This is a genomic window from Amycolatopsis methanolica 239, from assembly GCF_000739085.1.
GTDB lineage: Bacteria > Actinomycetota > Actinomycetes > Mycobacteriales > Pseudonocardiaceae > Amycolatopsis_E > Amycolatopsis_E methanolica.
In genome coordinates this window covers 1,674,252-1,697,083 of record NZ_CP009110.1, presented here as the reverse complement: position 1 = coordinate 1,697,083, position 22,832 = coordinate 1,674,252, and the positions used below count along the sequence as shown (strand labels likewise).

The window sequence follows — 22,832 nt, the reverse complement described above, 5'->3', positions numbered from 1 at the left end:
GGCGTCAGACGTAGCGCGGCCGTCCCGCGAAGAAGCCGAACACCATCTGCCCCACCACCACGGCGAGCAGCATCGCGAACGGCACGCTCCACCCGTGCGTCACGTCGTGCAACAGGCCGAACAGGAACGGGCCCACCGCGGCCAGCAGGTAGCCGATCCCCTGCGCCATCGCGGACAGCTTCGCCGTCTCGGCGCCCGTGCGGGCCCGCAGCGCGATCGTGGTCAGCGCGAGCGAGAACACGGCCATCCCGATGCCCAGGAAGATCGACCACAGCAGCGGCGCGGCCTCCGGCGCGACCATCAGGCCAATCACGCCCGCGATGCCGAACACGCCGAGCAGCAGGATCCACCCGCTCTGGCTGCCCCGCTTCGCGGCCAGCGGCGGCACGATCAGGCTCACCGGCAGGCCGAGCAGCGACACCAGGCCCATCAGCAGGCCCGCGTCGGCGCGGCTGACGCCCGCGTCCATCAGCACCTGCGGCAGCCAGCCCATCACGATGTAGGCCAGGCAGGCCTGCATGCCGAAGAAGATCGTCACGACCCACGCCAGCGGGCTGCGGAACAACGACCGCGCGGCGGTCGCGTTCTCACCTGACGTCGGGCCGCCGGACCGGGTGCGCGCGGCGACCAGCCACAGCACGAGCGCCGCCACGGCCAGCACCGCCCAGCTGCCGAGCCCGGGCCGCCACCCGCCGAACGCGCTGTCCAGCGGCGGGGTCAGCGCGGAGCCCAGCGCGCCGCCGGCTTGCAGCGCGCCGGTGTAGAGGCCGGTCATCAGGCCGATCCGCGTCGCGAAGGACTCCTTGACCACGACCGGGATCAGCACGTTCGCCAGCGCGATCCCCGCGGTGCCGATCAGCGTCCCGCCCAGCACCACCAGCGGTCCGTCGAGCACCCGCAGCACCAGGCCCCCGGCGAGCAACGCGAGCGCGAGCGCCACGGCCGCCGCGATCCCCAGTCGGCGGGCGACCAGCGGAGCGGTCAGGCCGGCCAGCGCGAAGCACAGCCCGGGCGCGGTCGTCAGCGCACCGGCCCACGTCGCGGAGGCCCCCAGCGTGTCGCGCATCTCGTCAAGCACCGCGCCGACGCTGGTCACCGCAGGCCTTAGGTTCAGCGCGGCCAGCAGGACCGCCACGCCGAGCAGCCCGGTGCCGATGAGCACCCGCGACGCGGGGACGCGCGTCTTCGCCTGCACCGATGCCTCATCATTGACCGTCACAGGGGCTAGTATGACAAACGTAGGATGATCGGGTGAAGGGATATCCCCGTGCCACTCGCCACGACCCGCCGGACCGGTCTCGTCGACCAGGTGATCGGGCAGCTCAGGGACGCCATCGCACAGGGCGAATGGCCGCTCGGGCAACGGATACCCACCGAGGCGGCGCTCGCCGAAAGCCTCGGTGTGGGTCGAAACACGGTCCGCGAAGCGGTGCGCGCGCTCGCGCACAGCGGGCTGCTGGAGGTGCGTCAGGGCGACGGCACCTACGTGCGCGCGACGAGTGAGGTGTCCGGCGCGATCCGCCGGCTCTGCGGCTCGGAGCTGCGCGAGGTGCTCGGCGTGCGGCGCGCGCTGGAAGTCGAGGCCGCGCGGCTGGCCGCGACCGTGCGCACCGACGAGGAACTGACGGCCATCACCGAACTGCTGGACCGGCGCGATGCGGCCTACCGCGTCGAGGACATCGAGACGTACGTGCACGCCGACACCGAGTTCCACCTCGCTGTCGTGCGTGCCGCCCACAACGACCTGCTCACCGAGCTCTACCGCGGGATCCTGGAGGCCGTGACCGCGAGCGTCGCGGCCACGACGGACACCCACCTGCCGGAGTCCGAGGCGATCGGCCACCGCGGCCTGCTGGAGGCCATCGCGGCACGCGACGCCGAGCGCGCGATGGCCGAGGCCGCGGGCTTCCTGGACTCCCTGATCAGGGAAGCGTGAGGATCTCCGCGCCGGTCGCGGTCACCACCAGGGTGTGCTCGAACTGGGCCGTCCAGCTCTTGTCCTTGGTGGTGACCGTCCAGTCGTCGTCCCAGATGTCGTAGTCGATGGCGCCCAGGGTGATCATCGGCTCGATCGTGAAGGTCATGCCCTCCTCGATCACCGTGGTCACCGACGGGTCCTCGTAGTGCAGCACGGTCGGCGCGGTGTGGAAGGCCGGGCCGACGCCGTGCCCGGTGAAGTCGCGCACCACGCCGTAGCCGAAGCGCTTGGCGTAGGACTCGATGACGCGGCCGATCACGTTCAGCTGGCGGCCCGGCCGCACGGCCTTGATCGCGCGCATCGTCGCCTCGTGGGTGCGCTCGACCAGCAGCCGCACCTCCTCCGAGACGTCACCGGCGCAGAACGTGGCGTTCGTGTCGCCGTGCACGCCGCCGATGTAGGCGGTGACGTCGATGTTGCAGATGTCGCCGTCCTGGATCACCGTCGAGTCCGGGATGCCGTGGCAGATGACCTCGTTGAGCGAGGTGCAGCAGGACTTCGGGAAGCCGCGGTAGCCGAGGGTCGACGGGTATGCCTTGTGGTCGAGCAGGAACTCGTGCACCACCTTGTCGACGTCGTCGGTGGTGTTGCCCGGCTTGACGGCCTTGCCGCCCTCCTCCAGCGCCTGCGCCGCGATCTTGCCCGCCACGCGCATGGCCTCGATGACCTCGGGCGTGCGCACGCCGTTGCCGGTGTCCCGCTTCGGCGCCGGCTTGTCCACGTATTCGGGGCGCGGAATGCTGGCTGGCACGGGGCGGCGCGGCGTCTGGACGCCAGGGGTCAACGGAGCACGCTGGGACATGACTCCACCCTACGACCCCCGCGGGCGGCGCGGCCGTGAGCCCGGTCAGAACAGCACGGTCGCGTACCGGCCGACCTGGCTGAACCCGATGCGCCGGTACGCGGCGAGCGCGGGGCTGTTGAAGCTGTTCACGTACAGGCTGGCGGTGCGGCCGAGCCCGTTGACGAGCCGGCTCACCACGGCCGCCGTGCCGGACGTGCCGAGGCCGTGCCCGCGCCGGTCCGGCCGCACCCAGACCCCCTGGATCTGGCCGACGCTGCGGGACATCGCGCCGATCTCGGCCTTGAACACGACCTCGCCGTTCTCGAACCGGGCGAAGGCGCGGCCGCTGGAGATCAGTTCCGCGACGCGGGCGCGGTAGCTCACGCCACCGTCACCGGCGCGCGGGTCGACGCCGACCTCCTCGATGAACATCGCGATCGCGGCAGGCAGGTACCGTTCCAGCTCGTCCGGGCGCACCGGGCGCACCAGCGGGTCCGGCCCCACCGCGGGCTGGGCGTCCATCGCCATCAGCGGCTGGTCGTCGCGGACCTCGCGGGCGGGGCCCCACTCCCCCGCCAGCTCGTCCCACAACCCAAGGACCTGCTCGGCCGGGCCGACCAGCGAGGAACACACACGTTGCTTGCGCAGGGCCCGGTCGGCGAAGGACCGCAGGGCCGCGGCGTTGCCGCGCAACGGGATCAGGTTCGGGCCGGAGAAGCACAGGCCGGGCAGCCGGCCGCCACGGGCGCCGCGGTAGTCGGCGGCCCACAGCTCGCCGCCGAGGCGCCAGGGGTCCAGACCGGCCACCTCGACGCGCGCGCTGACCATGCAACTGGCCACCGGGTCCGCCGCGAGCACGGCGCGGACCACGGGATGATCCCGATCACTGAGCAGCCGTGCACCGGCAAGCCGCAACACATCCACCAGATTGCCAGATGGAGTGGTGGAACGGGAAATCGTGGGGGATCAAGGTGCCCCGCGGTAGGTCCCGAAGGTCCACAGGTTGCCCTCCGGATCGCGGGCGGTGAACGTGTGGGAGCCGTAGTCGGTGCCGTGGAGGGGCGCGACGATCTCCGCACCGGCCTGGCGCACGCGGTCGTGGATCTCGTCGACGTGGTCGGTGACCACGTACGCGGAGCCCGCGTTCTTCGTGTCGCCGTGGACCCCGTCGGTGTGGCTGGTGCTGCCGAACATGACGCCGCCGCCCTCGGGCCAGCGCAGCTCGGTGTGGGCGATCTGCCCGTCCTCCCCCGGTACGACGAGCGCCTCGCGGAAGCCGAACACCTCGGTGAGGAACGTCAGCGCGGCGCGCGCGTCGTCGTAGCGGAAGGCGGGCCAGACGGTGGGTGGGTTTTCGCTCATGCCTGCGAGTCTGCGTCCGCGGCGGCGCCCTGGTCTTGGAGGAACGGGAGCTCCTCGGCGATCCAGGTGCGAGGCGTGCACCCGGCCAGCGCGCGCCACTCGTTGGACAGGTGGGCCTGGTCGTAGAAGCCGCAGTCGACGGCGAGGGTGGCGAGGTCCGTGGGCGCCTCGCGGAGCCTGCTGATGGCGCGTTCGAAGCGCAGCACGCGGGCGGCCTGCTTGGGCGGCAGGCCCAGCTCGCGGCGGAAGCGTTCGGCGAAGTGGCGGCGGCTCCAGCCGACCTCGGCGGCGAGGTCCTCGACGCGGATCAGCCCGCCCGCCGCGGTGAGGCGGCGCCACGCCCAGCCGACCTCCCGCGCGGGCCGGCGGCCGGCGAGGGCGCCGCGGAAGGCGTCGTCGAGGATGCCGAAGCGGGTCGCCCAGGTGGGCGTCTCCGCGAGCTGCTCGGCGAGGTGCTTCGGGCCCAGCTCGCCGAGGTCGACGACGCAGCCGGACAGATCGGCCGCGGAGACGTGGAACAGGGCGGGCACGGCGAGCGGGTCGATCTCGACGTGGATGCCCGACTGGACGGCGTCCTGGGCGATGAGGGCGGGCGCGGTGTGCATGCCGCCGACCGCCGCGGCGAAGCGCCCGGGTGACTGGTCCGCGCGGGGCATGGCGGTGAAGTGGATCGGCTCGGCGAGGCTGATGACGAGGGTGACGTGCCGGGAGGGCAGCCCTCGGTGGGTGCCGAGGGTCACGCCGTGCTGCGTGTAGCCGATGTAGCGCGTGATCGCGGACCGCAACTCCGGGTGCGGCGCGCGGACCTCCCAGTCGGCGGGCATCGGCTCAGAACTCGGTGGTCTCCAACGGGACCGCGAACGGCTCGCCGATCTCGACCGGCGGCCCGAAGGGGACCCGCACGGTGCGGCTGTAGACGTCCTGGACCGGCTCGGTGAACAGCGAGACCGCCGGGCTGTCCTCGTCGTAGGCGTCGATCAGCAGGTACTGCGGGATGCCGCCGTGGGCGTAGGCCCACTTCTTTTTCTTCCGGTCGTGCTCACCGTCGCTCGGCGAGGTGATCTCGACGACGAGGAGCGCGTGCTCGGCCGGGACCGGATCAGAGTTGTCCGGGACGGCGTCCCGCGGAACCACGCAGAGACCCGGCACGTAGATGCTCCCGGTTGCGCGGATACCGACACCCAGCGTCTGGAAGATGCCGCGCCCAGCAGGGCGCGCCCGGCGCAACGCATCGTCCACCAAATCCGCGATCAGGTTGTGCTTTCCCCCAGGCGGCGGCGGCGTCATCTGAATCGCCTCGGCGGTGAGCTCCGGGCGCCAGCCCTCCGGCACCTGGAGTTCACGCCAGGTGTCCAGCAGCCGTTCCCAGGTCATCGCCGAACCCGCGAATGCGGTGCTCATCGACCCACCCCGTTCCTGCCGTCCACGCGCCGTCCCCCAAGGATAGCGACCGGAGGGGCCGGATGTGCCCTCTGTGAGGGAGGCTAACTCACCGTGACGACGGGCGAACCGCTTCCTTCCGCATCCCCCGCCTCCTCGGCGATCCGCATCGCCTCTTCGATCAGCGTCTCGACGATCTGGTGCTCCGGCACGGTCTTGATGACCTCGCCCTTGACGAAGATCTGGCCCTTGCCATTGCCGCTCGCCACGCCGAGGTCGGCCTCGCGCGCCTCGCCCGGGCCGTTGACCACACAGCCCATCACCGCGACGCGCAGTGGGACCTCCATGCCCTCCAGGCCCGCGGTGACCTCGTCGGCCAGCTTGTAGACGTCCACCTGCGCCCGCCCGCACGACGGGCACGACACGATCTCCAGCTTCCGCGGCCGCAGGTTCAGCGACTGCAGGATCTGGATGCCGACCTTGACCTCCTCGACCGGCGGCGCGGACAGCGACACGCGGATGGTGTCGCCGATGCCCTGCCGCAGCAGCGCGCCGAACGCCACCGCCGACTTGATCGTGCCCTGGAACGCCGGGCCGGCCTCGGTGACACCGAGGTGCAGCGGGTAGTCGCACTGCTCGGCGAGGATCTCGTACGCCCGGACCATGATCACCGGGTCGTTGTGCTTGACCGAGATCTTGATGTCGTGGAAGTCGTGCTCGGCGAACAGCGACGCCTCCCACAGCGCCGACTCGGCCAGCGCCTCCGGCGTCGCCTTGCCGTACTTCTTCATCAGCCGCGGGTCCAGCGAACCGGCGTTGACGCCGATCCGGATGGGCGTGCCGTGGTCCTTCGCCGCCTGGGCGATCTCCTTGACCTTGTCGTCGAACTTCTTGATGTTGCCCGGGTTCACCCGCACCGCGGCGCAGCCGGCCTCGATCGCGGCGAACACGTACTTGGGCTGGAAGTGGATGTCCGCGATGACCGGGATCTGCGACTTCTTCGCGATCGCGGGCAGCGCCTCGGCGTCGTCCGCGGACGGGCAGGCCACGCGCACGATGTCGCAGCCGGCCGCGGTGAGCTGCGCGATCTGCTGCAGCGTCGCGTTCACGTCCGCGGTCAGGGTGGTCGTCATGGACTGCACCGAGATCGGGTGTTCACTGCCCACGCCGACGTTGCCCACCATGAGCTGGCGCGTCCTGCGGCGCTCGGACAGCACAGGGGCGGGGAGGGCGGGCATACCAAGCTCGACGCTCATCGAATCCTCTACGGCGTGAGACGGGCTGCTGACGTGTCCAGCTTACTCACAGGCCGGGCCCGGCCCGGTGGTGACCAGCCGGAGTGAGTTACCCCGCGCGGGGCCCTGACCTGCGAAGAACTGGCGTTACTGCAGCCTGATCGGGTTGACGATGTCGGCGGTGACGGTGAGCAGGGTTACGGCGCCGCCGATCAGCACCAGCACCACGGTGACCGCGGACAGCTTCGAGTAGTCGACCGGGCCGCCCGCGGCCTTGCCGCGCAGCTTGCGCACCCAGTCGCGGACCCGTTCGTACCAGACGATCGCGATGTGCCCGCCGTCCAGCGGCAGCAGGTTGAACACGCCGACGAAGAAGTTCAGGCTCGCCAGCAGCAGCAGGAACAGCGACCACAGCCCGGCCTCGACGGCCTCGCCGCCGATGCGGCTGGCGCCGACCACGCTGACCGGCGTGTTCGGGTCGCGCTCGCCGCCGAAGATCGACGACACCACCGCCGGGATGCGTTCCGGGAACTCGATCAGCCGCTGCCAGGTCTGCACGAACATGTCGCCGGTGAACGACGCCGCACCGCCGATCGCGGTGATCGCGTTGTACTCCAGCGTGCTCGGGAAGGTCACGCCGATCGAGCCGACGGTGACGATCTTCTGCGGGCCGCTGGGGTTGGCCGGGTCGGTGACCGGGCGGTCGACCCGCACGACGTCGACGGTCAGCGGCACGATCTGCCCGTTCCGGTCGACCTCGAACCGGGTCGGGCCGGACAGATTCTGGATCAGGGCCGTGACGTCGGCGTAGGTCTCGGTGCGCTGGCCGTTGACGGAGACGATCTCGTCACCGGGCTGGATGCCGCCGTTCTTGGCCGGCGCGGCGTCGCCCGGCTCGCACACCGGGTTGGCGTACTCCTCGTCGGTGGTCGCGCTGCGCACGCACTCGGAGACCGACGAGATCTGCGGCTTGCCGACGACCGCGTTGGGCAGGCCCATCGTGGCGGCCATCAGGTACAGCACGACGAAGCCGAGGATGAAGTGCGTGACCGACCCGGCGGCCATCACGACGGTGCGCTTCCAGGTCTTGAAGCGCCACATCGCGCGCGGCGCCTCGTCCGGCGTCACCTCGTCCAGCGCGGTCATGCCCGCGATGTCGCAGAACCCGCCGAGCGGGATCCACTTCAGGCCGTACTCCGTCTCGCCGCGGCGGAAGGAGAACACCTTCGGGCCGAACCCCACGAAGTAGCGGCGGACCTTCATGCCGAACGCCTTGGCGGTCAGCATGTGACCCGCCTCGTGCAGTGCGACGGACACGCAGATGCCCAGCGCGAACAGCACGACTCCGAAAACGTAGGCCACCCGCTACTTCCCTCCGGTCATGATTTCGGCGGCCCGGGCTCGCGCCCACTCCTCGGCCGCCAGTACCTCCGCGACGTCGCCCGGCTCGCGACGCCACTCGTCGGCGGCCTCCACCACCTCGGTAACAGTGTCCACAATCGCCGTGAAGCCCGCGTTCTGCGTCAGGAAGGCCTCGACGCACACCTCGTTGGCCGCGTTGTACACCGCCGGCAGGCAGCCGCCGACGGTTCCGGCGTGCCGGGCCAGCTCGACGGCCGGGAAGGCCTCGTTGTCCAGCGGTTCGAAGGTCCATGAGCTCGCCTGGTCCCAGCGGCAGGCCGGGGCCGCGCCGGGCACCCGGTCCGGCCAGTTCAGCGCCAGCGCGATGGGCAGGCGCATGTCCGGCGGGCTGGCCTGGGCCAGCGTCGAGCCGTCGGTGAAGGTGATCATCGAGTGCACGATCGACTGCGGGTGGACGACCACGTCGATCTTGTCGCAGGGGACGCCGAAGAGCAGGCTCGCCTCGATCAGCTCCAGGCCCTTGTTGACCAGGGTGGCCGAGTTGATGGTGACCAGGCGGCCCATCGCCCAGGTGGGGTGGGCCAGCGCATCCTCGACCGTGACGTTCGCCAGGTCGGCGCGCTTGCGGCCGCGGAACGGCCCGCCGGAGGCGGTCAGCACGAACCGGTCGACCTCCTCGGCGCGGCCGCCGCGCAGGGCCTGCGCCATCGCGGAGTGCTCGGAGTCGACCGGGACCAGCTGACCGGGCTTGGCCTGCTTGAGCACGAGCGGCCCGCCCGCGATCAGCGACTCCTTGTTCGCCAGCGCGAGGGTCGCGCCGGTCTCGAGGGCCTTGAGCGTCGGTTCGAGGCCCTGGGAGCCGGGCAGGCCGTTGAGCACGACGTCCACCCCGACCGCGCCGATCAGCTGGACGACGGCGTCGCGGCCGGCGAAGATGCGCGGCATCTTGAACTCGCCCCGCGAGTAGCCGCGCTTCTGGGCCTCGGCGTACAGCGCGAGCTGCAGGTCCTCGACGACCGTGGGCTTCGTCACGGCCACGGCGTCCACTTCGTGCGCCAGCGCCTGCGCCGCCAGCAGAGCCGGGTCGGACCCGCCCGCGGCGAGGCCCGAGATGCGGAAGAGGTGCTGGTTGCGGGCCGCGACGTCGAGGGCCTGGGTGCCGATCGAGCCGGTCGAGCCGAGCACGAGCACGGTGCGGGGTGCGTTCATCGGGGTCATTGTCGCGAACCCGTCCGAGCGGGTCATCGGCGCGGGGCGGGTCGCGGTGTGGAATCATCCGGTTGGACGTTCGTGCAGGGCCTGGAGGAGTGATCGTGGCGAGCAAGGCGGTCGAGAAGCGGCAGCAGGCCGCTCCGGCGAAGGTGGACCCGCGGGACGAGCCGTCGGCCGAGTGGGGCTGGCACGGCGGGTTCCCGAAGGGCGCGCGCATCGCGGGCTGGGTCACGGTCGTCGCGCTGCTGGCGATGATCTACAACAACCACGAGAACAACACCGAGAACGTGTGGCTGATCGCCATCGCGGCCGGCATCGTGATCGGGTTGCTGGTGGACATCAAGAAGAAGCGCACGGCCTGGCGCCGCTGACGGCTCTCCCGGAAAGCCCCTCATGACCTCGTCGTGGGGGGCTTCATCATCTTCGGCGCCCGGGACCGGGCCTCCGGGCGATCAGCCCTCGGCGGCCAGCTGCCCGCACGCGGCGGCGATCTCCTGCCCCCGGGTGTCCCGCACGGTGCACGCCACGCCGCCCTCGTTGACGCGCCGCACGAACTCGCGCTCCACCGGCTTCGGCGAGGCGTCCCACTTCGAGCCGGGCGTCGGGTTCAGCGGAATCAGGTTCACGTGCACCAGCCGGCCCAGGTGCTTGCGCAGCCGCTTCGCGAGCAGGTCCGCCCGCCACGGCTGGTCGTTCACGTCCCGGATCAGCGCGTACTCGATCGACACGCGGCGGCCCGTCGAGTCGGCGTAGTACCGCGCCGCCTCCAGCACTTCGTCCACCGGCCAGCGGTTGTTGACCGGCACCAGGGTGTCGCGCAGCTCGTCGTCCGGGGTGTGCAGCGACACCGCCAGCCGGACCTGCATCTTCTCGTCCGCCAGGCGCCGGATCGCCGGGGCCAGCCCGACGGTCGAGACGGTGACCGATCGCTGTGAGATGCCCAGCCCGTTCGGCGCAGGGTCGGTGATGCGGCGTACCGCGGCCAGCACGCGCTTGTAGTTCGCCAGCGGCTCGCCCATGCCCATGAACACGATGTTCGACAGCCGCCCGGGGCCGCCGGGCATCAGGCCGTCCCGCATGACCGCCGCGGCCGAGCGCACCTGGTCGACGATCTCCGCGGTCGACAGGTTGCGGGTGAGCCCCGCCTGGCCGGTCGCGCAGAACGGGCACGCCATGCCGCAGCCGGCCTGGCTGGAGATGCACAGCGTCGCCCGGTCCGGGTATCGCATCAGGACGCTCTCCAGCAGGGTGCCGTCGTGCGCGCGCCACAGCGTCTTGCGCGTCGTGCCGTCATCGCAGGCCACCGCGCGCACCTCGGTCAGCAGCGGCGGCATGAGCTCGGACACCAGCCGTTCCCGCGACGCGGCCGGGATATCGGTCATCGCGGCGGGGTCGGCGGTCAGGCGGGCGAAGTAGTGGTTCGACAGCTGCTTGGCGCGGAACGGCTTCTCGCCCAGGTCGCTGACGGCCGCCGCGCGTTCGGCGGCGGTCAGGTCGGCGAGGTGGCGAGGCGGCATCCCGCGCCGGGGAGCCTCGAAGAGCAGCGGCAATGTCGACACAACCACACATTGTCCCACGTCGGCACACGGGGAACCCGCGCCGGGGTGCGCGAGCGAAGTGCTGTCGATCGCCGTCGGCGGGCCGGCGGGTCAGCCGCCGCCGAAGGGCACCGGCGCGCCGCGGTTTCCACAGCTCATCCTGGTCGCCAACCCCGGTGACCGGGCACGGGATTTGCCTTCCGACTGTTTCCGATATATCGTGAACATGTCGGAACAGTACGGAAGGAGACCGACATGAGACACGGACATTTCCCCCCGCCGCACGGACGGCCCGCCTTCGGCCCGTTCGCCCGCGGTGGTTTCGGAGAGTTCCCCCCGGGCTGGGGCCCGGGCGGTCCGCGCGGCGAGTTCCGGGGGCGCGGCCCCCGTGGCCCGCACCGCGGGCGGCGAGGACGGCGGGGCGACGTGCGCGCCGCCATCCTCGCCCTGCTGGCCGAGCAACCGCGGCACGGTTACGAGATCATCAGTGAGATCGCCGAGCGCAGCGGTGGCTTCTGGCGGCCGAGCCCCGGCTCGGTCTACCCGACCCTGCAACTGCTGGCCGACGAAGGCCTGGTGGTGGCCCGCGAGGACGGCGGCAAGCGCCTGTTCGAGCTGACCGACGCCGGGCGCGAGGCGGCCGCCAACCAGGACGGGAAGCCGCCGTGGGAGCAGATCGCCTCCGACGTCGACCCCAACGAGGTCGACCTGCGCAAGGCGGGTGCGATGCTGGCCGCCGCCGCGGTCCAGGTGTCCCAAGCCGGGACGCCGGGTCAGAAGCGACGCGCCGCGGAGATCCTCAACGAGGCCCGTCGGTCGATCTACGCCGTGCTGGGCGAGATCGACACCGATGACGAGGACGACGAGGAGTGACCGGGCAGCACGAGGCCGGTGGGCTTGTCGCGGACAAGAACGCGGTAACCCACCGGCACCGTGAAGCCCGCCGCGTGCCGGCGGCGTGATCCGTTGTCCCGCAGGACGTCTTCGATCGCGCGGTCGGCCACCTCGGGGCTGAACTCGATGCGCAGCACCGCCGCGAGGCTTTCGGCGTCGGCGAACCGCCACTTCGCCGTCACGCGACGGCAGCGGAAACCCTGGCCGTCGAAGAACGCGTCGACCGCGGCCGGGTCATAGTCGGGTAGATCCGCCCGCATCCACCGGCCGTACGGCTCACTGGACACGTCCAGATCGACGATCGCCAGCGCACCCCCCGGGCGCAGCACGCGATCCGCCTCGCGCAGGCCGGGTTCGCAGCCGGGGCCGAAGAAGTACGCGGTGCGCGCGTGCACGACGTCGACGCTCGCGTCGGGAACCGGGATCGACTGCGCGGAACCACGCAGCACCCGCACCGACGACAGCCCGGTGACCCGGCTTTCCGCCCGGCGCACCAACGGTTCGTGTGGTTCGACGCCGATCACCGACCGCCCGGCCTCGGCGAAGCGGGGCAGGTGAAAACCGTCCCCGCAGCCGACGTCCAGCACGTCCTTGCCCTGCCAGGGACATTCGGCTTCCAGGACCCGCCAGATGTCGCCTTCGACGTCCTGCGCGCGGTTCTCGAGCTCGTAGGTGTCCGGGTAGTACCAGATGTTGGGGCTGGGCAGGACGTCCGCCCTGGACGTGGTCCGCTGCCCACGCCGGGCGATCTTCCACACACCGCAAGGATATCCGAGACGATGCCCGGAACGCGCTTCGTGTTCGGCATAGACTTGCTGCCCTCCCCACCGATCGGAGGCGGTATGTCCGTCGGATCTTCGGCCCCGTCCGTCCTGCCGTCCGGGGTGCCGTGCTGGGTCGAGCTCGCCAGCGTCGACGAGGCGGCGTCCCACCGGTTCTACGAAGGCCTGTTCGGCTGGACCTTCCTGCTCAGCCGCGATCCGGCGACGCGCACCGGCCGGTACCTGATCGGCACGCGGGACGGTGTGCCCGTCGGCGGCCTCTACCAGGCCGCGCCGGACCAGGCGAACGCCTGGATGATCAACGTTTCGGTGCAGAACGCGCACGCGGCGGCGAACTGGGTGCAGCGGCTCGGCGGAGCCGTCACGCTCGAACCGACCGTGCTGCCGCACCGCGGCAGCATCCTGCACGGCATCGAGCCCTCCGGCGCGCCGTTCGTGCTGTGGCAGCCGCCGGCGGACTGGGCGTTCGCGGCGGGCTTCCCGAATACCTTCTCCGGCGCCGACCTGAACACGCGCGACGGCGAGGCGGCGGACGGCTTCTTCACCCGGCTCTTCTCGTACACGAGCCTGCAGGTGGGCGACGGCCGCGGCGTCGACTACGTGGAATGGCGGCTGGAACAGCAACCGGTGCTGTACCGGTACGTGATGGGACCCGAGTACCCGCCGCAGGCGCCGCCGCACTGGATGGTGTACTTCGGCGTCGACCCGGCCCGCGGCACCGACGCGACGGCGGGGCACGCGCTGATGCTGGGCGGAACCGTGCTGGTGGAGCCATACGACACGCCGTGGGGCCGGATCGCGATCCTCGCCGATCCGGCGGGCGCGGTGTTCTCGATCATCGACCACTCGCGCACGAGCGAGGGCTGGGGCCGCGCCGAGGTGGACGACCCCTACGACGACTGAGCCGTCGCTGCCCGGGCGTGCGATAGGTTCGCCGCCGTGTTCGACGCCTGGCCACCCGTCCCGATCACGACCGAGCGACTCGTCCTCCGCGAGTCCGCGGCCCGGGCGGCGTTCATCGAGCTGTTCGCATCCCCGGAGGTCGGCGGCTCTCGGCCGCGCGACGAGCTGGAGCGCTCGGTGCCCGAAGTGCCCGGACGGCGCCCAGGGCTGTTGGTGGTCGAACTCGACGGCGCGATGATCGGGATGATCACCCTCGACCCGCGAGACGCGGACCGTCCGGGGCACGTGCGTCCGGAGGCCGGGGAGGCCGAGCTCGGCTACCTGTTCCTGCCGCGGGCGTGGGGCTGCGGGTACGGGGGTTCACCGAGGTGGAGCGCTACGAGGAGTACGGCGCCGAGCAGTGGTTCGGCGTGTGGTCCCGCTGACGGCGGTCAGTTCAGGAACGCCGACAGCAGCAGGAACGACACCACGGCGGAGGGCAGGAGCGAGTCGAGCCGGTCCATCAGCCCGCCGTGGCCCGGCAGCAGCGTGCCCATGTCCTTGATGCCGAGGTCCCGCTTCATCAGCGACTCGACCAGGTCGCCCAGGGTCGCGGTCAGCACGATCGCGACCCCGAACACCACGCCCTGCCAGACCTGCCCGTCGAGCAGCAGCGTCAGCGTCAGCGAACCCGCCACGACACCCGCGACGAGCGACCCGCTGAAGCCCTCCCACGTCTTCTTCGGGCTGATCGACGGCGCCATCGGGTGCTTGCCCTTGAGGACACCGGCGATGTAGCCGCCGGTGTCCGACGCGACGACGCCGATCAGGAACGCCAGCACGCGGCCGACGCCGTCGGACGGCGGGACGAGCATCGCCGCGAACGCGCCGAACAACGGCAGGTACGCGGCGGTGAACACGGACCCGCTGATGTCCCGCACGTAGCCAACCGGACCGCCGGGCAACCGCCAGAGCAGGCACGCCAGCACGGTGACCGCGAACGCGATCAGGGCGCCCTCGTACCCGAACGGCCAGGACAGCCACAGCATCGCCTGACCGCCGAGCAGCAGCGGGACCAGCGCGAGGCGGATGTTCGCAGCGCGCCGCAGCGCCTGGGCGAACTCGTACGTGCCGACGGCGATCGCCGCCGCGATGATCCCGATGAACAGGTACCGCACGGTGAGCAGCGACACGAGGATCGCCGCACCCAGTGCCAGCCCGACACCGATCGCCGCGGGGAGGTTGCGTCCGGCCCGCGACGTTTTCTTGGCCGGTTCAGCCGGCTCGGGAGAAGCCACCGGGGCCTTCTCGCGTTCTTCGCTCACCTGTGGCATTCAGACCTCGAGCAGCTCGGCTTCCTTGTGTTTGACGAGCTCGTCGACCTTCGCCACGTAGTTGTCGGTCAGGTGCTGCAGTTCCTTCTCCGCGCGCGCGACCTCGTCCTCACCGGCCTCGCCGTCCTTGGCGATGCGGTCGAGCTCTTCCTTGGACTTGCGGCGCACACCGCGGATGTGGACCTTGGCGTCCTCGCCCTTGGCCTTGACCATCTTCACCATCTCCTTGCGCCGCTCCTCGGTGAGCTGCGGGATGGTGATGCGGATGATCTGACCGTCGTTGGACGGGTTGACGCCCAGGTCGGACTCGCGGATGGCCTTCTCGATGGCGCCGAGCTGCCCCTGGTCGTAGGGCTTGACGATCACCATGCGGGCCTCGGGGATGTTGACGCCGGCCACCTGGTTCAGCGGCATCGTCGACCCGTACGCCTCCACCATGATGCGGGCGAACATGCCCGGGTTGGCCCGGCCGGTCCGCACCGACGACAGATCCTCCTTGGCGAAGGACACCGCTTTTTCCATCTTCTCCTCGGCGTCGAGGAGGGTCTCGTCGATCACGGCTACTCCCGTTGTGTGTGCTGTTGTTCCCGGTCCGTTCGGGGTCAGGCGCTGGGCCCGGCCCCGGAGGTGCTCACCAACGTGCCGATCCTCTCACCACGCACCGCCCTCGCGATGTTCCCCTCGGTGAGCAGGTTGAACACGATGATGGGCATGTTGTTGTCCATGCAGAGGCTGAAGGCGGTGGCGTCGGCGACCTTGAGCCCGCGCTCGAGCACCTCGCGGTGGCTGATCTCGTCGAACATCTTCGCGCTCGGGTCGCTCTTCGGGTCCGCGGTGAAGACCCCGTCGACGGCCTTGGCCATGAGCACGGCCTCGCAGCCGATCTCCAGCGAGCGCTGGGCGGCGGCGGTGTCGGTGGAGAAGTAGGGCATCCCGGTGCCCGCGCCGAAGATCACCACGCGGCCCTTTTCGAGGTGCCGCTCGGCTCGTCGCGGGATGTAGGGCTCGGCGACCTGGCCCATCGTGATGGCGGTCTGCACGCGCGTCGGGACGCCTTCCTTCTCCAGGAAGTCCTGCAGCGCCAGGGAGTTCATGACCGTGCCGAGCATGGCCATGTAGTCGGCGCGGTCGCGGTCCATGCCGCGCTGGGACAGCTCGGCGCCACGGAAGTAGTTGCCACCGCCGATGACGACGGCCATCTGCACGCCGGTGCGAACGACGTCCGCGATCTGCGCGGCCACGGAGTGGACGACGTCGGGGTCGAGGCCGAGCGCTCCCCCGCCGAACATCTCGCCACCCAGTTTCAGCAGCACCCGCCGGTAACCGCCGTCGGCTCGTTTCGCCTCGCCCATATCCGCCTCCGCCCGCTCGGGTGCTCTTGTGGAGCCTGCCTTCACGAGTGTGCCCCGTCCCCGTGATCACGGAGACGGGGCACCCTCACGTCACTGCCGTCGTGTTACGGCTGGCCGACCTCGAACCGGGCGAACCGGGTGACGGTCACGCCGGCCGCGTCGAGCAGCGCCTTGACGGTCTTCTTGTTGTCGAGGACCGACGGCTGCTCCAGCAGCACGGTGTCCTTGTAGAACGCGTTGACCTTGCCCTCGATGATCTTGGGCAGGGCCTGCTCGGGCTTGCCCTCGGCCCGGGCGGTCTCCTCGGCGATGCGGCGCTCGTTGTCGACCAGGTCGGCAGGCACCTCTTCGCGGGTCAGGTACTTCGGCTTGAGGGCCGCGATCTGCAGCGCCGCGTTGCGGGCCGCCTCGGCGGCGCCGTCGCCCTCGCCGTTGTACTCGACCAGCACGCCGACGGCCGGGGGCAGGTCGGTGCCACGGCGGTGCAGGTACGTCGCGACCTGGCCGTCGAAGGCCACCACGCGGCGCAGGACCAGCTTCTCGCCGATCTTGGCGGCCAGCTCCTGCACGGCGTCACCGACGGACTTGCCGCCCTCGAGCTCGGCCGCGGCCAGCTTCTCGACGTCGTCGGTCTTCAGGGTCTGCGCGACCTTGACGATCTTGTTGGCGAGTTCCTGGAACTGCTCGTTCTTGGCGACGAAGTCGGTCTCGGAGTTGATCTCGACCAGCACGCCGCCGTCGCCGGCGACGAGGCCCTCGGCGGTGGCGCGCTCGGCGCGCTTGCCGACGTCCTTGGCGCCCTTGATGCGCAGGAACTCAACGGCCTTGTCGAAGTCGCCGCCGCTCTCCTCGAGCGCCTTCTTGCAGTCCATCATGCCGGAGCCGGTGAGCTCGCGGAGACGCTTGACGTCCGCCGCGGTGTAGTTCGCCATCGTGCGGTGTCCGTTCCTCTCGGAAAGTTTGGGGGCCGCGCCGGTCCGGCGCGGCCGTGCCGGAAAGGTTCAGGAGGCGGTGGTCTGCTCGGCCGGGGCCTCGCTGTTCTTCAGCAGGTCCTGCTCCCACTCCGCGAGCGGCTCGTCGGACACGCCCGGCTCGGGCTTGTCCTGACCCTCGGCGGCGGCGGAGCCGTTGCGGCTGGAGCGGGCCATCAGGCCGGCGGCGGCGGCCTCGGCGACCACCTTGGTGAGCAGCGCGGCCGAGCGGATCGCGTCGTCATTGCCCGGGATCGGGTAGTCGACCTCGTCCGGGTCGCAGTTGGTGTCCAGGACCGCGACGACCGGGATGTTCAGCTTGCGCGCCTCGCCAACGGCGATGTGCTCCTTCTTGGTGTCCACGATCCAGACGGCGCTGGGCACCTTCTGCATGTCGCGGATACCGCCGAGGGTGCGCTCCAGCTTCTCCTTCTCGCGGGTCAGCGTCAGGATCTCGCGCTTGGTCAGCCCCTGGAAACCGCCGGTCTGCTCCTGGGCCTCGAGCTCCTTGAGACGCAGCAGCCGCTTGTGCACGGTCTGGAAGTTGGTCAGCATGCCGCCGAGCCAGCGCTGGTTGACGAAGGGCATGCCCACGCGCTGCGCCTCGCGGGCGATCGCCTCCTGGGCCTGCTTCTTCGTGCCGACGAACATGATGGTGCCGCCGTGCGCGACGGTCTCCTTGATGAACTCGTACGCACGGTCGATGTAGCTCAGCGTCTGCTGCAGGTCGATGATGTAGATGCCGTTGCGCTCGGTGAGGATGTAGCGCTTCATCTTCGGGTTCCAGCGGCGGGTCTGGTGCCCGAAGTGCACACCGGAATCGAGCAGCTGCTTCATGGTGACGACGGCCATGGCCGGATCCGCACCTCTTCTGTGTAGCGCGCGCCCCGCGGGACGCGCTGGTCGGTTTTGTCGCCGTCGGCCGGGTGGCCGGCGACCCTGGTGCAGTGCCGGTGCCCGGACCCCGTGGATGACTCCTCGGGGACCGCCGGGCGCCGTGGGTTCCGTGAGCGGGAACGTGCACGTACACGCGAAGTCGACCTGTCGCGACAGGCCGCGCGAACAGTGTACGCCCTGGCGGCGCGGGGTTCACCACGGGCGGCCTGGTGTTATCGGCTGCGCGGTCCCGGGTGCCGCCGACGGTTCGACCAGCGCCGGTTGTCCACAGGCGAGGCGGAGTTGTCCACAGATTCTATCGCCGCCCGTTCGTGGCGCCCGATGTGCGCCAGGCTGGGCCGATGATGGTGGTGCTTCGCCGGTTGCCCGGGTTCGTGCTGGTCAGTGCCGTGGTGTGGCTCCTGGTCCCGGCTGCACTGGAGGTGCCGTGGGGGCTGGACGCGGCAGGATCATCGGTAGTGGCGGCCAGACCACACGGATCGGCTACCGCGGGACCGGCAGCTGCCTCCGCAGCCCACTCAGCGCGGCCGCCGGCCGGGGCCGGCACATCCCTCAGACCGCCCACCGCAGATCCGGGGGCCGCAGCTACCCCACCGCCGGCGCGGGCCACACATGAGCCAGCGGCCACAGCCGACATGCCCCTCCGAACGGCCACCGCAGGACCAGTGGCCGCGGCAACCCCACCGCCGGTGCGGACCACACCAGAGCCAGCGGCCGCGGCCGTCGCACCCCTCACCCCGGCCACCGCAGGACCGGTGGCTGCAGCCAATTCGCCACACGCGCAAGCCACCACAGAACCAGCCGCTGCGGCCGTCACCAGCTCACCGCGCGGACCGGCAACGAAGCGGCCGGCGGCCGCCGCAGTCAGTTCCCGGCACGGGTCGGCAGCGAAGGGCCCGGCGCCCGTGGCGGGCGCAGCAATCGACCCGCCCGGGACTGGGCCGGCTGCTGTGGCTCGCGCGGTGGCGGGCGAGCTCGATCCCCGGTTCGGGTGGCCGTTGTCCCCGAAACCGGCGGTCGTCCGGCCGTTCCAGGCGCCGTCCGGGCCCTATGGGCCGGGCCACCGCGGCGTCGACCTGGCCGTGGCGCCCGGTCAGCAGGTCCTGGCCGCAGGGCCGGGCGTGGTGGTGTTCGCGGGGCTCGTCGCCGGGCGGCCGGTGGTCTCGATCGACCACGACGGCGGGCTGCGGACCACCTACGAGCCGGTCGTGCCGTCGGTCCCGGTCGGCACGCAGGTGTGGCGGGGACAGCCGGTCGGGGTCGTCGAGGCCGGGCATCCGGGTTGTCCGGTCGAGGCCTGCCTGCACTGGGGCGTCCGGCGGGGCGAGGAATACCTGAACCCGCTCCCCCTGGTCCAAACCGGCTTGGCGATCCGGCTCAAGCCGTGGACCGGCTAGACCCCGGCCTGCTCCGTGAGCCGAGCCCGCAGCCGGAGGACGGCGCGTGTGTGCAGCTGGCTGACCCGCGACTCGGTGACACCAAGGACGCGCCCGATCTCAGCGAGCGTCAGCCGTTCGAAGTAGTAGAGGCTGACCACGATCCGGTCGCGTTCCGTGAGCTGCGCGATGGCCTCGGCGAGCTGGCGGCGGTTGTCCCGGTCGACGAGCACGGCGACGGGGTCGATGGCGTCGTCGTCGGGGAGCGTGTCGACCAGCGAGCCGCTCTCCCGGCCTGCCGCCATGAGGTCCTCGAGCGCGACCACGCTGGTCAGCTGCAGCTGGCTGTAGAGGTCGCGCAGCTCGTCGAGGGTGATGCCCAGCTCGGCGGCGACCTCGGTGTCGGTCGGGGTGCGGCGCAACCTGCCGCCGAGGCGTTCGAGGGCGCGCTCCACCTCACGGGCGCGGCTGCGCACCACTCGGGGCACCCAGTCCTGCGAGCGCAGGTCGTCGAGGATCGCGCCGCGGATGCGCTGCATCGCGTAGGTCTCGAACCGCAGGCCACGCTCGGGTTCGAACTTCTCGATGGCGTCGATCAGGCCGAAGATGCCGGACTGGATCAGGTCGCTGACGTCGACGTGCGTGGGCAGCCCGGTGCCGACCCGCCCGGCGACGTACTTGACCAGCGGCGCGTAGTGCAGGACCAGGCGCTCGCGCAGCCGCTGCTCCGGACGTTCGCGGAACTCGCGCCACACGGCCTGGATCGCGGAGTCACCGTCCCCCGCGCTCCGGGCGGAGGACCCACCCGCTGGAGCGGTGCTGGTGACTGCCGTTTCACTGGCCAGCGGCTCGATGTCCGCAGCTGGGCGAGTGGCCCCAGACGCGTCCGCGCGGCCGGGCGTCCCTTCCGCGGCTTGGGAATCGCCGCTCGCGATGAGCCGGGCCCCGTCCGGTGCCTCGCCACCGGCCGCGAGCGCATCACCGCGAGCTCCGACGCCCGGGACGGGTGCGCCTGTGTGTTCGCTCCGAAGCCCACTGTCCGGTTCGGACCTGGGCTGCATCGGGTGTCCGGCCTGCTCGGGGGCAGGGCGGGCAGGGGTCGCTCGCAAATCGGCCGTCACACGGGAACCGTTCTCGGTAGCGGGCTCAGGTCGTTCTCCGGGCTCGTACGGGACGGGCGGTGTCAACGATCCTGCCTGCCGTCCTCCGAGGTCATCGGGATCGGGGGTGGGCTTGGTCATGGATCGCCTTCAACCGCTCGACGGTCACGTGGGTGTAGAGCTGTGTCGTGGCAAGCGTAGCGTGACCGAGTAGCTCCTGAACGCTGCGAAGGTCGGCACCGCCCTCCAGCAGGTGCGTCGCCGCGGTGTGCCGCAGGCCGTGCGGGCCCATGTCGGCCGCCGAGGGCACCGCGTCGAGAGCCTCGTGCACCACCCGCCGGACCGTTCTCGGGTCCAGCCGACCGCCTCGCACGCCGAGGAACAGCGCGGACGCGTGCGGCTTCGCCACCGCACCCGCCACCGCCGGCCGGCCGTGGTCCAGCCAGCCACGCAAGGCCCGGTCGGCCGGTGCGCCGAACGGGACCATGCGCTCCTTGCCGCCCTTGCCGAGGACCCGGACGAGCCTGCGCCCGAAGTCCACGTCGTCGACATCGAGCCCGCACAGCTCGGACACGCGCATACCCGTCGCGTAGAGCAACTCGAGGACAGCGAGATCACGCAAGGTGACCGGCTCCTGCTGCGCCGCGCCGCTGCCCGCGGCCGTCAGGACGTCCTCGGCCTCGTCCGGCCGCAGCACCGGCGGCAGGGTCCGGTGCACGCGTGGCGCGACCAGCTTCGCGCCCGGGTCGTGGTCGAGCGCGCCCTGGCGGCGGGCCCAGGCGGTGAAGGTCCGAGCCGAGGCCGCCCTCCGTGCCAGGGTGGTCCGGCCGGCTCCCCCGTTGCGCTGATCAGCGAGCCAGGCCCGCAGCGCTCCGATGTCCAGGCCCTCGAGCGCGGCGGCATCCGGCCGCGGCTCCTCACCGTGCAGGAACCCCAGCAGGGACACCACGTCCCCGACGTACGCGCGCACCGTGTGCGGGGACAACCCCCGCTCGAGCCCGAGGTGGCGTTCGTAGGCGTCGACCAGCTCGGCGGCGGCGCGCGGCAGGGCGTCCCGGAGGGCGTGCAGGTCCGTTTTGCGGCCCCGAGATTCCCGTGCGGACATGGTTGTTCACGCTGCGCGAAGGGACGCGCGCGGTCAAGCATCGCCACACCGGCGGCAGATGACGATCGCATCACCTCCTCGTCCTGCGACGCCAGCCGCTCTCGCAGCGCGCGGCGAACTCGTCGAGTTCGAGGGCGGGCAGCAGCGCCCGGACCCGGGCGACCGGCACCCCGGATTCGGTCGCGATCTGCTCGGCGGATTTGCCCTCGCGCCGGTCGAGCGCCTCGTGGACGCGCAGGGCGTCCGGGCCGAGACCGTCCGTCGGCCGTTTCGAGCGGACCTTCTCGGGCCTGGGCGTGCCCAGCCGCCCGACGGTTTCGATCACGTCGTCGACCGAGGCCACGAGCGTGGCGCCGGACTCGCGGATCAGTTCGTGACAGCCGATCGACAACGCGGAGGTGACCGGCCCTGGCACGGCCATCACCACCTTGCCGAGCGCTCCGGCTATGGTCGCGGTGTTGCGGGCGCCACTGCGCCGGCCTGCTTCCACGACGATCGTGCCCTCGCTGAGCGCCGCGATGAGGCGGTTGCGGACGAGGAACCGGTGGCGGGCCGGCGGTGTGCCCGGCGGGTACTCGCTGACGACGAGCCCACCGTGCTCGGCGATCTTGTCGAGCAGGACGACGTGCCCGGCGGGATACCCGGCGTCGAGACCACAGCCGAGCAACGCGACGGTGGTGCCGCCGACGAAGAGAGTCCCGCGGTGCGCCGCGCCATCGACCCCGTAGGCGGCGCCGGAGAAGACCGAGATGCCCTGGCCGGCCAGTGCGGCGGCGAAGTCGCCGGCGACGTGCTCGCCGTACCCGGTGGCGGCTCGCGCGCCGACGATCGCCACGGCCTGCTCGGTGACCTCGTCGAAGCGGACCTGGCCGCGCACCCACAACGCGAGCGGCGGGGCGACGCCCTGCACACCACGGCTGGCGGCGAGTTGAAGGGACAGGAGCGGCCAGCCGGGCCACTCGTCGTCCTCCGGGATGAGCAGCCGCATGCCGAGGCGAGCCCCCTCGTCGAGGTCGCGCTGAGCGTGGTCGTGCGTGCGGCGGGCCTCGGTCTCGTCGCGCACGCGGCTGGGACAGTTGCCGGCGCGAATCGCCTCGGCTGCCGCGACGGGCCCGTGCTGGGCGACGAAGTCGACCACGGCGGGGGCCGGCGGCTCGGCGACGCGAACCAGGTAGGAGCGGGCCAGGCGCACTGCGTCGAGCTTGTCGCTCACGGACTCGGGGGTTGTCATGCTGCCCTCCCCGCGTGGAGTGCCGGTGCGGGAGCGGGGCTGGGCGCCTTGGTGGGT

At 71.4% G+C, this 22,832-nt stretch carries 24 protein-coding genes; 5 read left to right on the top strand and 19 right to left on the bottom strand.

All coding sequences use genetic code 11. From position 1 onward, the window contains the following. Window positions 1–4 precede the first annotated feature (4 nt). Complete coding sequence (locus AMETH_RS08320) at window positions 5–1,195, bottom strand: CynX/NimT family MFS transporter (RefSeq protein WP_017987611.1); 1,191 nt, start codon at window positions 1,193–1,195, stop codon at window positions 5–7. 72 nt (window positions 1,196–1,267) lie between these two features. On the opposite strand from AMETH_RS08320, the gene AMETH_RS08315 reads away from it, so the two are divergent. After that, window positions 1,268–1,936 (top strand): FadR/GntR family transcriptional regulator, encoded by a 669-nt coding sequence (locus tag AMETH_RS08315; RefSeq protein ID WP_017987610.1) that lies wholly within the window; start codon window positions 1,268–1,270, stop codon window positions 1,934–1,936. Here the strand turns inward: AMETH_RS08315 and map are convergent. The 8 genes from map to dxr form a co-directional block, all read right to left on the bottom strand. Next, window positions 1,923–2,780 carry a type I methionyl aminopeptidase gene (map, locus tag AMETH_RS08310; RefSeq protein ID WP_026153928.1) on the bottom strand — a complete coding sequence of 286 codons (858 nt, stop codon included), beginning with the start codon at window positions 2,778–2,780 and terminating at the stop codon, window positions 1,923–1,925. The two genes, AMETH_RS08315 and map, sit on opposite strands and share 14 nt — an antisense overlap. A 45-nt stretch (window positions 2,781–2,825) precedes the next feature. After that, window positions 2,826–3,680 (bottom strand): GNAT family N-acetyltransferase, encoded by an 855-nt coding sequence (locus tag AMETH_RS08305; RefSeq protein WP_026153927.1) that lies wholly within the window; start codon window positions 3,678–3,680, stop codon window positions 2,826–2,828. Between the two features lie 48 nt (window positions 3,681–3,728). Then, complete coding sequence (locus AMETH_RS08300) at window positions 3,729–4,124, bottom strand: VOC family protein (RefSeq protein ID WP_017987607.1); 396 nt, start codon at window positions 4,122–4,124, stop codon at window positions 3,729–3,731. Continuing rightward, window positions 4,121–4,948 carry a helix-turn-helix domain-containing protein gene (locus AMETH_RS08295; RefSeq protein WP_017987606.1) on the bottom strand — a complete coding sequence of 276 codons (828 nt, stop codon included), beginning with the start codon at window positions 4,946–4,948 and terminating at the stop codon, window positions 4,121–4,123. Before AMETH_RS08295 ends, AMETH_RS08300 begins: the two co-directional genes overlap by 4 nt. 4 nt (window positions 4,949–4,952) lie before the next feature. Further along, window positions 4,953–5,525, bottom strand: coding sequence for a Uma2 family endonuclease (locus AMETH_RS08290; RefSeq protein ID WP_017987605.1), 573 nt, complete (start codon window positions 5,523–5,525; stop codon window positions 4,953–4,955). A gap of 83 nt (window positions 5,526–5,608) precedes the next feature. After that, window positions 5,609–6,760, bottom strand: coding sequence for a flavodoxin-dependent (E)-4-hydroxy-3-methylbut-2-enyl-diphosphate synthase (gene ispG / locus AMETH_RS08285; RefSeq protein ID WP_026153926.1), 1,152 nt, complete (start codon window positions 6,758–6,760; stop codon window positions 5,609–5,611). Window positions 6,761–6,886: 126 nt separating this feature from the next. Continuing rightward, window positions 6,887–8,101: a M50 family metallopeptidase gene (locus AMETH_RS08280; RefSeq protein ID WP_017987603.1), complete on the bottom strand. Its 1,215-nt coding sequence runs from the start codon at window positions 8,099–8,101 to the stop codon at window positions 6,887–6,889. 3 nt (window positions 8,102–8,104) lie between these two features. Beyond that, entirely contained in the window at window positions 8,105–9,310 is a 1,206-nt protein-coding gene (dxr, locus tag AMETH_RS08275; RefSeq protein ID WP_026153925.1) for a 1-deoxy-D-xylulose-5-phosphate reductoisomerase, read from the bottom strand. Window positions 9,311–9,408: 98 nt separating this feature from the next. Here dxr and AMETH_RS08270 point away from each other — a divergent pair, with 98 nt between their 5' ends. Next, the gene (locus AMETH_RS08270) at window positions 9,409–9,684 is read left to right on the top strand and encodes a DUF2631 domain-containing protein (RefSeq protein WP_017987601.1); all 276 of its coding nucleotides are present in this window, start codon (window positions 9,409–9,411) and stop codon (window positions 9,682–9,684) included. Window positions 9,685–9,765: 81 nt separating this feature from the next. Here the strand turns inward: AMETH_RS08270 and rlmN are convergent, their stop codons facing one another. After that, a complete protein-coding gene (gene rlmN / locus AMETH_RS08265; protein ID WP_026153923.1) occupies window positions 9,766–10,872 on the bottom strand; it encodes a dual-specificity RNA methyltransferase RlmN in 1,107 nt (368 codons plus the stop codon). A gap of 405 nt (window positions 10,873–11,277) precedes the next feature. Between rlmN and AMETH_RS08260 the strand changes: the two genes are divergently transcribed. Then, a complete protein-coding gene (locus AMETH_RS08260; protein ID WP_017987599.1) occupies window positions 11,278–11,724 on the top strand; it encodes a PadR family transcriptional regulator in 447 nt (148 codons plus the stop codon). Here the strand turns inward: AMETH_RS08260 and AMETH_RS08255 are convergent. Then, a complete protein-coding gene (locus AMETH_RS08255) occupies window positions 11,673–12,503 on the bottom strand; it encodes a class I SAM-dependent methyltransferase (protein WP_017987598.1) in 831 nt (276 codons plus the stop codon). The two genes, AMETH_RS08260 and AMETH_RS08255, sit on opposite strands and share 52 nt — an antisense overlap. Before the next feature lie 84 nt (window positions 12,504–12,587). Here AMETH_RS08255 and AMETH_RS08250 point away from each other — a divergent pair, with 84 nt between their 5' ends. Further along, on the top strand, window positions 12,588–13,430 hold the full coding sequence (locus AMETH_RS08250) for a VOC family protein (RefSeq protein ID WP_017987597.1): 843 nt from the start codon (window positions 12,588–12,590) through the stop codon (window positions 13,428–13,430). Window positions 13,431–13,861: 431 nt separating this feature from the next. Here the strand turns inward: AMETH_RS08250 and AMETH_RS08240 are convergent, their stop codons facing one another. The 5 genes from AMETH_RS08240 to rpsB form a co-directional block, all read right to left on the bottom strand. Further along, complete coding sequence (locus AMETH_RS08240) at window positions 13,862–14,743, bottom strand: phosphatidate cytidylyltransferase (protein ID WP_017987596.1); 882 nt, start codon at window positions 14,741–14,743, stop codon at window positions 13,862–13,864. Further along, on the bottom strand, window positions 14,744–15,301 hold the full coding sequence (frr, locus tag AMETH_RS08235) for a ribosome recycling factor (RefSeq protein ID WP_017987595.1): 558 nt from the start codon (window positions 15,299–15,301) through the stop codon (window positions 14,744–14,746). A gap of 44 nt (window positions 15,302–15,345) precedes the next feature. Next, window positions 15,346–16,095, bottom strand: coding sequence for a UMP kinase (gene pyrH, locus AMETH_RS08230; protein ID WP_017987594.1), 750 nt, complete (start codon window positions 16,093–16,095; stop codon window positions 15,346–15,348). 104 nt (window positions 16,096–16,199) lie between these two features. Beyond that, window positions 16,200–17,027: a translation elongation factor Ts gene (gene tsf / locus AMETH_RS08225; RefSeq protein ID WP_017987593.1), complete on the bottom strand. Its 828-nt coding sequence runs from the start codon at window positions 17,025–17,027 to the stop codon at window positions 16,200–16,202. Between the two features lie 69 nt (window positions 17,028–17,096). Further along, complete coding sequence (rpsB, locus tag AMETH_RS08220; RefSeq protein ID WP_017987592.1) at window positions 17,097–17,918, bottom strand: 30S ribosomal protein S2; 822 nt, start codon at window positions 17,916–17,918, stop codon at window positions 17,097–17,099. A gap of 995 nt (window positions 17,919–18,913) precedes the next feature. Here rpsB and AMETH_RS08215 point away from each other — a divergent pair. Beyond that, on the top strand, window positions 18,914–19,360 hold the full coding sequence (locus AMETH_RS08215) for a murein hydrolase activator EnvC family protein (protein WP_038531970.1): 447 nt from the start codon (window positions 18,914–18,916) through the stop codon (window positions 19,358–19,360). On the opposite strand, the gene AMETH_RS08210 is transcribed toward AMETH_RS08215, so the two are convergent. From AMETH_RS08210 to dprA, 3 genes are all read right to left on the bottom strand, one after another. Next, window positions 19,357–20,400 carry a FliA/WhiG family RNA polymerase sigma factor gene (locus AMETH_RS08210; RefSeq protein ID WP_410468230.1) on the bottom strand — a complete coding sequence of 348 codons (1,044 nt, stop codon included), beginning with the start codon at window positions 20,398–20,400 and terminating at the stop codon, window positions 19,357–19,359. The two genes, AMETH_RS08215 and AMETH_RS08210, sit on opposite strands and share 4 nt — an antisense overlap. 151 nt (window positions 20,401–20,551) lie before the next feature. Beyond that, window positions 20,552–21,544: a tyrosine recombinase XerC gene (locus AMETH_RS08205; RefSeq protein WP_017987589.1), complete on the bottom strand. Its 993-nt coding sequence runs from the start codon at window positions 21,542–21,544 to the stop codon at window positions 20,552–20,554. A gap of 70 nt (window positions 21,545–21,614) precedes the next feature. Continuing rightward, a complete protein-coding gene (gene dprA / locus AMETH_RS08200; protein WP_017987588.1) occupies window positions 21,615–22,775 on the bottom strand; it encodes a DNA-processing protein DprA in 1,161 nt (386 codons plus the stop codon). Window positions 22,776–22,832: the final 57 nt, after the last annotated feature.

Excerpts from the sequence above, each read along its gene's own strand:
- map (WP_026153928.1), bottom strand. The coding sequence starts at position 2,780 with ATGTCCCAGCGTGCTCCGTTGACCCCTGGCGTCCAGACGCCGCGCCGC.
- AMETH_RS08300 (WP_017987607.1), bottom strand. The coding sequence starts at position 4,124 with ATGAGCGAAAACCCACCCACCGTCTGGCCCGCCTTCCGCTACGACGAC.
- AMETH_RS08295 (WP_017987606.1), bottom strand. The coding sequence starts at position 4,948 with ATGCCCGCCGACTGGGAGGTCCGCGCGCCGCACCCGGAGTTGCGGTCC.
- AMETH_RS08290 (WP_017987605.1), bottom strand. The coding sequence starts at position 5,525 with ATGAGCACCGCATTCGCGGGTTCGGCGATGACCTGGGAACGGCTGCTG.
- ispG (WP_026153926.1), bottom strand. The coding sequence starts at position 6,760 with ATGAGCGTCGAGCTTGGTATGCCCGCCCTCCCCGCCCCTGTGCTGTCC.
- dxr (WP_026153925.1), bottom strand. The coding sequence starts at position 9,310 with ATGAACGCACCCCGCACCGTGCTCGTGCTCGGCTCGACCGGCTCGATC.
- AMETH_RS08250 (WP_017987597.1), top strand. The coding sequence starts at position 12,588 with ATGTCCGTCGGATCTTCGGCCCCGTCCGTCCTGCCGTCCGGGGTGCCG.
- AMETH_RS08240 (WP_017987596.1), bottom strand. The coding sequence starts at position 14,743 with ATGCCACAGGTGAGCGAAGAACGCGAGAAGGCCCCGGTGGCTTCTCCC.
- pyrH (WP_017987594.1), bottom strand. The coding sequence starts at position 16,095 with ATGGGCGAGGCGAAACGAGCCGACGGCGGTTACCGGCGGGTGCTGCTG.
- tsf (WP_017987593.1), bottom strand. The coding sequence starts at position 17,027 with ATGGCGAACTACACCGCGGCGGACGTCAAGCGTCTCCGCGAGCTCACC.
- rpsB (WP_017987592.1), bottom strand. The coding sequence starts at position 17,918 with ATGGCCGTCGTCACCATGAAGCAGCTGCTCGATTCCGGTGTGCACTTC.
- AMETH_RS08210 (WP_410468230.1), bottom strand. The coding sequence starts at position 20,400 with ATGCAGCCCAGGTCCGAACCGGACAGTGGGCTTCGGAGCGAACACACA.
- AMETH_RS08205 (WP_017987589.1), bottom strand. The coding sequence starts at position 21,544 with ATGTCCGCACGGGAATCTCGGGGCCGCAAAACGGACCTGCACGCCCTC.
- dprA (WP_017987588.1), bottom strand. The coding sequence starts at position 22,775 with ATGACAACCCCCGAGTCCGTGAGCGACAAGCTCGACGCAGTGCGCCTG.